We start from the raw sequence: 13881 nt of genomic DNA on the forward strand, positions 1-13881 counted from the left end.
GATTGGTTAAGGGTTAACGGTTTGAAGGGGTAGGTCGTTTTATCTGAACGCGATCATACATTGCGTACTGTTGCTGCTCGACGGCGCGGTGCGCTGGCAATGTCCAGCCAGGCAAACGGATTGTGGAATTGCCACGCAAGGACAGACTGACTTCTGCCTGTTCCTTCCCCTCTTTTACGGAGAGAGACCCCGGCATCAGCCGAGGTCTCGGGTCTTGGGAGACTTCCTTTGTGCTCTACCACTTGACCTTGAAGCCCACAGTGCCCTTGAGCGCATAGCTGTTGGCGAAATGGTTGAGCGAGGTATTGATGGAGCCCTCACCATAGACGGCATACTTCTGATCCTCCCAGGCATAGCTACCACCGGCACCGATGCCAGCCCAGGTCTTGTCAGTATCCGTGTCGATATCGACGCCAGCCACATTGATGCGCATACCACCGAGGAAGGACTGGTAGAGATTGGCGACACCATAGACACTCGTGTTGACCATGCGGCCATCCTCACCTGTCCAGTCGCTGCGGTAGCTAGCAGCAAGGCCAAGGCGTGCCGTCAGGCTGTTGGCATTGTCGAGGCCGACCCGGTTGCCCATGACGTCCTGGAACGCATCCGCATCCAGCGACGACCACATGAGCTGTGCCTGCGGGGTCAGCGACCAATGATCGTCGATGGCGACACGCTGGCCGGCTTCCACGCTCATCGCGTAGCCGAAGGCTTTTGCGCCGCTGGCCAGAGACGAGTTCATATCGTCGGAAGACAGGTCATTGTCGAACCAGGTAAGCTGGCCCTGCATGTCGACATAGAAGCCATTGTTGCCATACCAGGTTGCCGTCGCACCAAGGCTCCAGGCACGCGTATCGGTGTAGCCGTCGCCGAAGAACGAGCTGGAACTGCCATGCGCCGTACCATACTGCCCGGTGATGCCGGCAACCAGTTTTCCGTTGTCATCCTCATAGAATTGGCCGTCGACACCTGCCTGCATGATGAAAGTGTTGATGTCCTGCTTCACGCCGGTGACGCTTTGCGGCTCAAGGCGGTTATATGCCCCTTCGATACGCGCCCAGATGCCATTTCCGTCGACCATGGCGCCATTGGTCTGGCCATCGCCATTCTCGCCCGTCCAGTAGCGGTTGCCCACACGTTCCTGCAGCGTGGGCAGCTTGTTCAGGGCCTGCATGTTCTCGCCATAGCCCTGATAGACCGGAACGCCAGCACCATAACGCGGACCGGTAGGCTTGTTTGGATCAACCGGATCTGGATCGCCATAACGGCTCACGAGATACCAGTTACCATCTTTATTTCCGCTGCCTGATCCTTGCTGCAGCGTATAAGCGTAAGCACCAGCCCAGATAGCCTTCTTGTTATCCTTTGTGGTGTAGTCGCTGACGAGTGAGAAGGTGCCGTTCGACTGACCGGCAACGTCGACAACTTCGATACCGTTGACCGTCTGGCCGCCAATGCCTCCACGATTAACCACTTGCAGATTAGTGGTACCGGATGTATCCCCGCCAACCTTCAGCCGGTCGGTCCTGGAATTGTCATCGCCAAGCACCGTGTTGATGACCAAGGTGCCATTGCTGCCAGTATAATTGCCAGCCACCGTCAAAGTGGTTCCGGCTGTCAAATCACTCAGATTAACTGTACCACCATTGTCGAGGGAGGACACGGTCGTGTCATACCCCCCAAGATCAAGCGTGCCGTTACGAGCCGTCGTATAGGCAGATGCGGAACTGAATGCATCCTGGCTTCCCTGTATCAGGGTCCCCTGATTGACAAGCGTTGCACCCGTATACTGGTTGGAACCAGCCAGCGTCAGGTCAGCCGCACCGGATTTGGTGAAGTCGCCTGTGCCGGATAGCACGCCGCCATAAGTGGAGTCGGCAGTTTCATTGACAGTGAAGGTTCCCGAACCGATATTGATTGCTCCGGTTCCCGCAAGGCCACCAACTGTATTGCTGGTATTTCCGAGATCGACTCTGCCATTATTTCCGACGGTCAGCAGTCCGGATCCAAGAGCATTGTTACTGCCCGCTTTCACAGTGCCACTGTTGACCGTGAGCCCACCACTAAAGCTGTTGCCTCCACTCAACGTAAGCGTTGTATTTGCGCCGTCCTGAGTAACCTTGCCGCCGCCTGTAATATTTCCGGCGAATGTGTAATCGCTTCCCTGTTTGAAGGACAATGTGCCCTGTCCATCAACATTATTCGCAATTATCACGTCACCCTCTATGTCGCCCGAATTGGTTCCATCACCCAGCTGGAGTATACCGTTACTGACGGTCGTTCCGCCCGTATAGGTGTTCTGTCCGGTAAGAACTAGTTTGCCGAGCTCAGTTTTATTAAGACCTTGATTACCGGTAAGTTCAGATCCGATGGTTGCTGTCGTTGCGGCGCCATCGACAGTTCCATCACCAACCGCGATGATAGGCGCTCCCGTTGTGCTGGTAAGATTGAGAGAGTCACCATTGATTACATAACCATCGACAACGAAGCGCATGCCAGCTGTATTAATCTGCCCAGCCGTGTCGTCGACGGTGACGTTACCTTTCTTGCCACCGAAGAACGCGAATGAGCCATCATCGAAAGGCGCGAGCACACTAGCCTGATCGTCTGACCAGTTTGCGGCGGTCGCGGCCCACGTACCATCACCTCCTACGATCTGATGATTACCGATATCGGCCAGCGTTCCTTCTCCATTCCAGAACTGAACTTTTGCGCCAGAAGTATTCACGATATAAACAGAACCAGTATAAGCGGTCACAACCGACATACGGTCCTTCGTCGCCTGCCCACCCGGCACGTCACCAAACGAAAGGCCGTTATCCGTCAGGGTGCCATCATAGGTGAAAAGCTTATAAGTTCCTCTACCAAACCCGCCAGTATCACCTACATTGAGCGTACCATCCATCGTCAGATTACCATCCACATGGAAAGCAGCTTGCTGGGACACACTGCCCCACTGGACGTTAGTCGTGCTATTGGCGGCAAGGGTCAGATTCCCTCCGATAGTCAGCGTCTGCCCGCCCTGCCCCCTGAGCGTTCCGCTTCCCACATTCACATCGCCGTCGATCTTGCCAGCCCCACCAACAGCGGCCGTAGTGCTAGCGAGATTCACACTGCCCCCCAGTTCGCTATTGACCTGAAGATAGCCGTCGTTGATCGACGCAGTTCCAGTGGCCGTACTTGCATTGCCGTTGATAATCAGTTTACCACTTCCGAGCTTCGACCAGTCAGTGGTTCCGGTCATATTGCCAGCCAATGTCAGGTCGGCATCGTTCTGGAATGTCGCTCCGGCATCGCCGACAACCACATCACGGTCCATCGTGAACTGCGCGGTATTCTGCAACGTGCCATTCTTGATTGTCAGCGAACCGCTTGCATTACCCATATTGGCGTCAGCAGAAACCGCCAGCGTTCCGCTGTTGATTGTGGTGCCACCGCCATAGGTGTTGGTGCCTTTCAATGTCAGCGTGTCACTGCCGGACTGTTCAACGTTACCAAAACCGCTGATCGTTCCCGAAAAATTCGGATTACTCGACATGTCGAAGACAAGCGTACCTTTGTTGCTTGCATCCCCGCCGGTATTGACATTGCCCAGGATTTTTCCGGTTGTCCCGCCATTACCAAGCTGGAGCATACCGCCAGCTATTGTTGTATCGCCAACATAAGTGTTGTCCTTGGCCAGAATTAGTGTTCCAGCCCCGCCCTTCGTCAGACCACCAGCACCTGAAATTCCGCTGTTGATAGTCGTGTCATTGGTCGTATCATCGGTTTCGATCGTACCGTTACCTGCGCCGAGAGCAATGGCGCGGGTACTGGAAAAGCCCTGGTTATACTTGAGCGTTCCGCCATCAATAGCAACCTGACCGTTGATATTGCCGAGGTTGTTTTCAGCGCTGATCGAAAGTGTTCCGGCTGTGATCGATGTGCCCCCACTATAGCTGTTGTTTGCAGTGAGGATCGTTTCTCCGGTACCCTTCTGCGCAAACTGGCCTGCCCCAGAGATCACGCCACCAAAGCTGAATGTGCCTGTCTTGTTGACTGCGAATGTTGCTTTCTCCGGTCCATCAGCATCGACGGAAACACCCTCGGTCTCGATTATAGTGCCACCGTCACCCAGTTCCAGCGTGCCGTTCAAAACGTCAGTTCCGCCAGTATAGGTATTGGCACCTGTCAACACGAGAGTACCATAATCGGTTTTCTGCAGGCCTTCTGTGCCACCTATCGGCGCCGCGATTGTAGCTGTCATAGCCCGACCATCTTCGGTTGCATCTCCCACACGGATGATGGGCCTGTCAGTCGATGGCGTATTAGGATCATGAGCGAGCGTGATGGAATTGGTGCCCGTCAAACTATATCCATCCGTTTGAAACGCCATACCCGATGCCTGGATACCCGTATCAACGGCTACTGTTCCTACCGGGGCATTAAAGATGGCAAACTCATAGTTCTTCCACGCGCCTGCAACGCCCGGATTATTTTCATCGTGCCAGTTCAAGCCAGTCTGGTTCCAGCTCCCATCACCACCTTGCCAAATGTTCAGGCGAGCACCAGCAGTATTCATAATATTTATCTGCTTGTTATCATCATCGTAAACAATATAAGCATCCGATGATTGACCGTCCGGAACAGTGCCTATAATCAAACCAGAGCCGGTATTGCTATATGTATTCTGATAATCGAACAGGCGATAAGAACCGGGGCCGAAGCCACCGAAACTCGTAATATTGACGGTACTGCCTTGCAAGGCAAGCGTACCTTGAACATTAAACAGACCATTACCGTCGGGGTTACGGGTTCCATAGGCCACATCGATCGTGCTGCCTGCCTGCATGGTCAGACCACCGAGGAAAGTTAATGTCGTACCATCCTGCCCCTTCAGTGTTCCCGCTATTGTAGTATCACCACCGATCGTGCCGCCACCAGCAAGCGTTCCATTGGTCGTTACAGTCATTGTTGATGCCGCACTGCCAAGAGTGCCATTCACATAGAGACTTCCTGCCGTGACATTCGTTGTTCCTTCGAAAGCACTGCTGTCGCCTGTAAATGTTGCAGAGCCAGCCCCATTCTGATTAAGAACGCCGTTGCCACTTAGAACATTATTAAAATCAATGTTGGTGTTAGCAAATGCATTGAAAGCGAATGTACCGTCGTTCACCACGTTGCTTTTGAAAGAACCATTCGTGGTCCCATCACCAATCTGCAAGGTTCCGCCCTCAGCAATGGTCGTACCTCCGTCGAGGTTTACAGAACCCGTCAGAACTGTCGTGCCAACACCGGATTGTTCCAGTTTTCCGCTTCCAGCGATATCCCCTCCATAGGTCAGCGTATCGCGGCTGAAGACCAGAATACCGTTATTCTCGATGTTGCCGGTAATGCTCCCTGTCAAACCGTCACTGCCACCAATTTGCAGCGCCCCCTGCTCAATAGAAGTTCCGCCGCTATATGTATTATCACCGGAAAGTACTAGCTGACCTTCACCGATTTTCGTCAACTTGCCGGCACCAGTAATACTGCCCGACATCTCCGCAATGTTCAGCATGGAGTCGATTGTGCCGCCCCCGGCTTGAAGTACAACGCTTCGAGTGGAATTGAAGTCACTGCCAGCAACCTGAAGCTCGCCGCCATTGAAGGAGAGGGTGCCTGATGTATCGCCCAAATTTTGATCGCTATCGACCCGCAACACACCATTATTTATGGACGTATCGCCCTTATATGTATTAACGCCCTCAAGTACGAGCGTACCTTCGCCCGCTTTGGTGAGACCGCCATTGCCACCGACCACCTGACTGATCGTTGACGTTCCATCATCGGTCTGGATCGTTGCTTCCCCGTTAAGCGTGAAGGCGCGATCCATGCTGATGTCATTTGTCAACTCAAGCGTAGTACCGTCAGCCATCGTGACAGCGCCGTTTGCCGCACCAAGATTGGAGTCGGCTTCAATCTGCAGAATGCCACCGTTGATCACCGTGCCGCCATTGTAACTGTTCGCTCCAGAAAGGGAGAGCTTACCAGTACCTATCTTGGTCAGCGCGCCAGTTCCGGATACCACATCAGCAAGCGTGTTGTTGTTTGCTCCAGTGTCAATGGTCCCTCCGCCATTCAGTTCAATGGCATGGTTGAGCGCAAAGGAATTATTTAATCTCAGGGTCGCGTTGTTGGCAATGTTCAGCCCACCGGTGCCCAAATTGTCGTCTTCACTGATTGCAAGCGCACCCGCCGTGATCGAAGTGCCACCGCTATAAGCGTTATGACCGGAAAGGGTGGTGGTGCCTGCTCCGGATTGGAGAACTGAGCCGGTTCCAGAAATGACCCCCGCAAAGTCGTGATCTCCGCTGTTGGCAAATTCGAAAATACCCAAATTGGTGACATCGCCGGTAATCCAGCCCGCGCCGTTCAAACGAAGCGTACCATTCCGGATCAAGGTATTACCGCTGTAAGAATTTCCGGCATCCGTCAGAACGAGCGTTCCGCTACCATCTTTCGTCAACTCGCCAGCGCCGGACAGCCTCCCATTGAGAGTGGCCGTTTGGCCCTGGGTGTCGATGACACCACCGGCCTCGTTAATCGTCATCGCCCGAGTGGTTGAAACGTCCGCGGAGAATTGCAGCGTTCCGCCATTGAAAATGACTGCGCCACCAGCTTGACCAAGGTTATAATCATTGCCAACCTGGACGATACCGCCGTCAAGGAAACTGCTACTATAACTGTTTTGCCCTGCCAGAACGAGTGTACCTGCACCAGTCTTGTGCAGTTCGCCACCCCTGATGACGCCGTTCAAGGTGCTGTTGCCCGTCATCGTATTGATAGTAGAACCCGTCGCTCCAAGCGTAATGTCTCTCGCGCTTGTCACTCCCTGGCTAAACTGCAGTTCAGCGCCCTGAGCAATCGCTACAGCGCCCGCAGCATCACCTAGATTCCCGTCATCCGAAATCTGCAGGATACCCGATTGGATGTCGGTTCCGCCCTGATAGCCGTTCGCACCACCCAGAACGAGCGTTCCCGTTCCAGTCTTATTCAGCACTCCGGTTCCGCTCAGCTTACCGGTGAGTGTATTGAACCCGTCATCAACAACATTGATCGTACTGTTGGCATCGGTAAGATCGATATTGCGCGCAGTATTGAAACTCTCATCCAGACGCAGAGTTGCATTGCCGATGATGATGCGGTTGCTGGCGTTCGCGCCGAAGTTCGCGTCTTCCAGAACCGCCAGCGTACCCGCGTCGATTTCGGTATCGCCTGTATAAGTGTTGGCACCGGTAAGGAGAAGCGTACCAGCTCCTGTCTTGGTAAGCTTACCTCCATCAATCACGCCTGATATCGAGTTATCGTACCCATCAACATCAATTGTTGCCCCGGCACCACCCAGCGTCAGATCATGCGTCATGGTGAAGGTATCGCCAAACCGCAGTGTCGCATCGTTGACATAAAGGTGACTATGGGGGTTCCCCAGATTGCTGTTATCGCTGATCTGCAGTGTTCCCGCATTTACATGCAGGTCGCCGGTAAACGTATTGTCACCGCCCAGAACAAGCGTCCCGGTGCCGAGCTTGGTGAATTGTCCAGTACCGCCAATGACACCTGTAATCGTGTCGGTCTTGGCTCCGGTGTCGATGGTGCCACCATTCACCCCGATCGTATAGCCTCGCGTCGATGAGATATCTTCAGCGAACTGGAGCGTACCGCCATCAAGCGTGACAGCGCCCGCGACATTCCCGAGATTATTATCGGCTGAAACGATCAGCCGACCGGCCAGAATATCCGTGCCGCCACTATAGTTATTGCTTCCCGTGAGCGTTGTATCGCCAGCGCCCCTCTGAACCAGCTTTCCACGACCATCAATCCTATTGCCTAGTGTGAAATTGCCAGAGCGGTCAACTGCCAGAACGGCATCAGGGTCTTCGTCCGGCTTTCCGATCATGATGTCACCGATCACACTGCCGGTCGTTCCACCATTTCCAAGCTGAAGCGTGCCAGCCTGAATAGTCGTGTCGCCTGTGTAATCATTATCCGCCGTGAGTATCAGAGTGCCCAGATCGCTTTTTTCCATGCCCTTTGAGCCGGAAAGAACCGAACCAACGGTAGCGGTAACGGTAGCATCTCCAGCACTGCCCACGCGTATGATCGGTGCAGCTGTAGAGCTGCTCTCAAGGGTCAGGGGACCACCGGTAACGGAATAGCCGGTGGTTACAAACTGCATACCGCTTGTACTAACTGGCCCCTGGACCGTTACCGTACCGGATTGGCCGGAAAAAATCGCAAATTGAGCAGCGTTCCAAATATTATGCAGACCACCATTCTCAGCGGTCCAGTTTGTGGCTCCAGCTTCCCATATACCATCGCCACCCGTCAATGATCCGCTGGCGCTTGTTACAGTGCCATCCCAGTAACCAAGCTGCATTCCCTGAGTATTTGTAAAATAGTAGTCATGCCCGTTCTGATCACGGTTGAACGTAACGTCGCCAGGATTCACTCCCGACGGAAGAGTGCCTGGTGTCAATGCTCCAGTAATCGTTCCGTCTGCGTGGAACAGGTTGTACTGGCCAGGGCCAAAACCGCCAAGGTCGGCGACATTCACGACGTTGGCGTTGAAATTGAGATTGCCATTAACATTGAACAGCGTACCCGCATTAGCATCGAATGCACCGTAGGATACATTCAACACACTTCCCGAAGCGAGCGTCAGATCACTCCCGAAATTGAGCGTGGAACCTTGCGTTCCTACAAGTGTGCCGCCGCTGTTAATCGTCGTATTTCCGCCAATGGTGCCCGCGCCTCCAAGCGAGGCACCACTCGCAACGGTGACAGCGCCGGAGCCGAGCGTGCCATCAACCATAAGTCCGCCAGCGCTCACCGTCGTAGCCCCGGTGAAACCCGAATTATCTCCGCTTAGTGTGAGATTGCCCGTGCCCTGCTTTTCCAGAGTGCCGGTTCCGCTGAGGACATTGGTGAAATCAATGTCATGGTCGCGATCGACGATCAAATTACTGTTGTTGAGTATGTTGCCGTTAATAGAGCCCTTGGTGCCATTGCCGATCTGCAACGTACCTTCGGAAATCGTCGTCAACCCCGTATAATCATTATCGCCGGTGACAGTCAGCTTGCCTGCGCCGCGCTTTTCAAATGTACCGGAGCCGCTGATTTTCTTATCGTAGGAAACGTCGTCCGAGCGGTTCATGACCAGAGCCGCATTGTTTACGATATCGCTGTTTATGCTTCCGCTCGCGCCGCCTGCACCGATCTGCAGCGTACCGCTATCAATCGTGGTCAGACCGGTGTAGCTATTGTTACCCGTCAGGATGAGCGTACCGGCACCGGTTTGCTTCAACGATCCCGTTCCGGTGATTGTGCCTGCATAAGAGTAGGAATCAGAGCGTTTAAACTCCAGACTTCCGCTGTTCCTGACATTGCCGGATATGGCACCGCTTGCGCTATCGGCACCGACCTGCAGCGTGCCGCTCTCGATCACAGTATCGCCGGTATAGGTATTGGCGCCGGTCAAAATCGTACGGCCTGTGCCGCCTTGCCTCAGTATACCGGTACCGCTTACCACTCCTGAGAAGGTACTCGCATCGTTGCGGTTGAATACCAGCGTTCCGTTGTTGACAACATTGCCTGTGATCGATCCCGCCGCGCCGCCGCTGCCGAGCTGTAATGTACCTGCCGAAATCGTCGTGCCACCGCCATAGGTGTTGGCGCCAGTCAGAACCAGCGTTCCGCCACCCACCTTGGTCAGTGCCCCTGCACCGTCTATGACACCATTGAGTGTATCGGTATTTGTACCGGTATCAATGGTGCCATTCCGGCTTGTGATATGGTAGGCGCGCGCGGATGTAATCGTGCCTGCGAGGTTAAGCGTACCGCCATCCAGCGTCACGGCGCCACTTGATGCACCAAGCTTGTCGTCGCTGGCGACTTGCAACGTGCCGCCGCTGATGGTTGTGCCGCCAGCAAAGGTGTTTGTACCACTGAGAATAAGCGTACCCGCACCGCTCTTCACCACGGAACCGGAGCCGCTGATGTTACCGGCGTAGGTCTTGTTGTCACTGCGATTAAAGCTCAACGTACCGTTGTTCGTAACCGCGTTGCTGGCAAGCCAACCTGTTGTGCCGCCACTACCCACTTGCAGGGTACCAGCCGAAATCGTCGTGGCCCCTGTATAGATGCTGTCACCAGTAAGGGTGAGCGTTCCCGCGCCTGATTTGGTCAGTGTGCCGCCACCACTGATCACACCGGCGTAGGTGAGATCGTTCGAACGGTTGAAAACCAGAGAAGCGCTGTTGACTATATTGCCTATAATTGAACCCGTCGTGCCGCCATTACCGATCTGCAACACACCAGCCGTAATCGAAGTCGAACCCGTCGCGGTATCGGCACCAGTCAGAATCATGGTGCCCGCGCCTCTCTTCGTCAGCGCGCCTGCACCGGTGATCGTACCAGAAAAAGTGCTGTTGCCAGCAGCGGTCTCAATCGTGCCGCCGCCAGCACCGAGCGTCACAGCCCGCGCATTGTCGAAGGCGGACGAAAGACGCAACGTGCCGCCGTTAAAGTTCAGGCCGCCAGATGTGGCGCCAAGATTGTTATTCGCACCAGCAACAAGCGTACCGCCATTGATATTCGTGCCGCCTGTGTAGATGTTAGTGCCAGACAAAACCAGCGTGCCCGCACCTGTCTTGGTCAGCGCACCACCGGCACCAAGGTTCTGCGAAACAGTAAAGGTGTTGCCGGCACTGTCGATATCAAAGCCGCCACCGCCCGCGTTCCATGCCATTGATCGGGTCGTGCTGTTAAAACTGTTTCCGGTAACTTTTAGCGTGCCACCATTAAAATTAATCCCGCTTCCGTTGCCACCAAGGGCGGCATCCGAACTGACTGAGACTGTACCGCTGATGAGCCCGATATTACCGGTAAAGGTGTTGGCACCGCTTAACGTCAGCGTGCCGGTTCCATTGTATCTTAAGCCATTCGTACCGGAAATAACTCCAGAGAATGTGGAATCTCCACCCGTCAGGTTCAGGCGTGTGCCGCCCATGTTAACCTGACCGTTCCCCGAGAGGGTACCAATGGCGAAGTCATCCTTGCCACTCGTAATACCGGTAGCATCAAATGAACTGGTCCCGCCATCCACCGTGATTGACGCTCCAGACGCTGTAGCTGCTCCGCTAAACTTCAGAGTACCACCACCTTGAGCACGAAGCTTGGTATTGGTCGCGGCTGTGTTGCCCTGGAATTCAACCGCGCCGCTATTGCCTGCGATTACTGTCGACGCATTAGCTCCGAGCATAATGTTGGACGCGGTGGCAAAATCTATCCCGTTAAACGTAATTTTTGAATTCGACCCATATGTCCCGAATGCAGCCGAGCCGTCCCCTTGAATCGACATCGTTCCCGGCAAGGCATCTGCACTGTTTCCGCCCGTGAATGTTTTGGTTGCACCACTTTCAGCAAGGACGCCATAAGCGCCTTTCCCTGTCGTGGATATTGAAGTTGCCGCATTCATCTGAACGCTTGAGCCAGCCCCCACCAGCCAGACACCGTGCCCATTCGAAGAAACCGTTGAAATATTGACGTTATTGAGAACAACACTGGCTCCACCCGATACTGAAACCGCTTCAGCCGATGTTGCTCCCGTTGTTTGAATGCGCGTCCCAGTAGCGGTGATTGTGCTACCCGCCCCGGTCGCATACAGACCAATGCCGCCAGCGCCATTGGCCAAAACGGTCGCAGAGCCTATCGTAAGCGCTCCACCGCCATTTACAGTGATACCATTCTTGCTGGCTGATTTGGCTGTAATCTTGACGCCATTCCCAATAGTTGCAGCCTTGCCACCTGCAATGACCACGGCATCTGCTCCCGTGGCCGTGATCTGAGTATTCGCACCTGTGATGGAAAGAGAAGAACCTGCATTCTTGCCGGTATAATAAACCGCACTTGCAGCAGCCGTGGTGATCGTGCTGTCTTGAATTTTCAGCACCCCTTCCTCACCATAAACGCCATAGGCGTTGCCCGTACCCGTTGTATTAACAGCGGTGCCAGTAATATTGCCTGTTGCTCCGCTGGCTATTGCAACACCCATGCCTACGACCGCTATACTGCCCCTGTTCAACGTAACAGTTGTTCCAGAATTTTGTGCAAATACACTCGCCGTATCATTAGGACTAGTGATTGGCCGCAAAGGGGAATCACTCGTGATGGTGACATCAGTTAACGTCGTCGTTCCGCCTTTAGCCCAAACAGCATAATATCCACGTCCACCGGTGAGATTAATCGAACCGCCAGTCATATTGATTGTTCCCCCCGCCACATCATTGACGAGGCCGGAACCTGAAACGGCGTCCTTTGCAATCTGGTCGCTAATAACATTCACCGTTACGTTATTCAATGTTGCCGTACCGGAGCTCCCCGCAAAAACACCAGCTGAGGTTGAAAATATTCCATGCAGATTAATGGTCGTACCGGTAGCAGTTAACGAAGAACCAGCTCCCGAAACCGCAGCCGCCCTTTTGCCAGAACTATCATTGGCTGCATTAACAGTGATTATATTATCACCAGCCAAAGTAATCTTATTGGCACCATTAACCACTAAACCATCCCTACTTGTGACGGTAATAGTATCTCCAATGCCCAAACTCTGATTTGTCACCGTACTCGTATAAGCCTGCGCTGCTGCAGCCCGATGACTGCTCAGAGCCAGACCGGAAACCGACAGCGCCAATATCAGTGCTGCCTGCGCCAAAAGGCTGCCGCTTCCTGCGGCCTCGCCTGCCTGCCCCGGAACAGGACGGAAATTCCAAGGCCTGCGTTCAACGCCCTGGACTGACGCACCACCCCAAAGCTCGCGAGAAACGAAGTTGCGGTTGTTCTCGTCGCGAAATTTTCCAGCAAAGCAGCAATCAATCACGCTGTAAGGTCCCTTGGCAAAAAAGCGCGCCACAACGCGCCGGAAACACATTCTAATTAACAGTGCTGGCACACACATTGAGACTAACTATAATAAAAATTAGAATCATGGCGACCATCATCAAAATACGCACATTATTTATTCAATAAACCAAGCAGTCAATAGTCCAAGGTTGAATGTATTATATTGTATTTTAGTTATTCTATATTTATTGATACTATATTAGAAATTACTGCTTGTTATGGCTAATTATCATTGTCATTTTAAGTGGCAATATAATAGCCGTTCTTGCGTAAAACCGACCGGCCAGAGCGCGCTTCTACAAAGGAAGCCGCGCCCTATCCTTTTGTTTTCGCGCACATATCATTGCGAACGAAGCTGGATCGCAAAGCTATCCAGTGGTGACAAAGGATTGATTCACGCGGTGCTTAAATATGTTTCATCAGATCGCCCCACGCGCAAAGATCAGCGAGCCTGCAAGCCATCCGAGAAAAGGGCCTTCACTTGTAGCAGGGCCGCCAGATGCTGAATGCAGGCCCGGTCGGCGCCGCTGATCGGCGTACTGCCGGATGGAGCAGCACATTCGGTCACGCACCATCCGGCAATAATCTCAACTGAGGCTTCCGGCAGAAGCCAGCCTCAACCCCGCCTATGACACGGCGGGGGACGCCCTTTGTCTATTTTTGCAGGGTCGCGCGAACAGTATCGGTCTGGATGATTAGCTGGTGCGCCTTCGTTGTGATCCTGGCATTTTGCGCCCTTATCTCAGTGTTTCCTTTGCTGATTATCACATTTCCCTTCAACAGCGTCTCATTCTCAGACGTTTGCCTGATTTGGTCGGCGCTCATCTTGATTGCGGGGCTTATACATTTGAGGCCGGAACGTTAAACTTCGTTCCGGCCTCTATGTCATTGTGGTGAATGCAACACCGCAATGGCTGCTGCAAAGCGGTTGAGCCCATCGGGGCGTGAACTTTCGTTCGT

Annotated in this window: 3 protein-coding genes; all 3 read right to left on the reverse strand. The window is 53.7% G+C overall.

Annotation, left to right across the window (positions count from 1 at the left end; genetic code table 11):
- Positions 1–235: 235 nt before the first annotated feature.
- Positions 236–12073 (reverse strand): autotransporter-associated beta strand repeat-containing protein, encoded by an 11838-nt coding sequence (locus F9K91_RS23540; RefSeq protein ID WP_167522270.1) that lies wholly within the window; start codon positions 12071–12073, stop codon positions 236–238.
- Positions 12074–13363: 1290 nt separating this feature from the next.
- Complete coding sequence (locus tag F9K91_RS26610) at positions 13364–13489, reverse strand: hypothetical protein (protein ID WP_268890841.1); 126 nt, start codon at positions 13487–13489, stop codon at positions 13364–13366.
- Positions 13490–13575: 86 nt separating this feature from the next.
- Positions 13576–13746, reverse strand: coding sequence for an LptA/OstA family protein (locus tag F9K91_RS26755; protein ID WP_151678886.1), 171 nt, complete (start codon positions 13744–13746; stop codon positions 13576–13578).
- Positions 13747–13881: the final 135 nt, after the last annotated feature.

Origin of the sequence: Brucella tritici (assembly GCF_008932295.1) — a bacterium.
Lineage (GTDB): Bacteria > Pseudomonadota > Alphaproteobacteria > Rhizobiales > Rhizobiaceae > Brucella > Brucella tritici.

Bases quoted from the DNA above. Each gene is read 5' to 3' on its own strand.
- F9K91_RS23540 (WP_167522270.1), bottom strand. From the start codon at position 12,073: ATGGGTGTTGCAATAGCCAGCGGAGCAACAGGCAATATTACTGGCACC.
- F9K91_RS26755 (WP_151678886.1), bottom strand. From the start codon at position 13,746: ATGAGCGCCGACCAAATCAGGCAAACGTCTGAGAATGAGACGCTGTTG.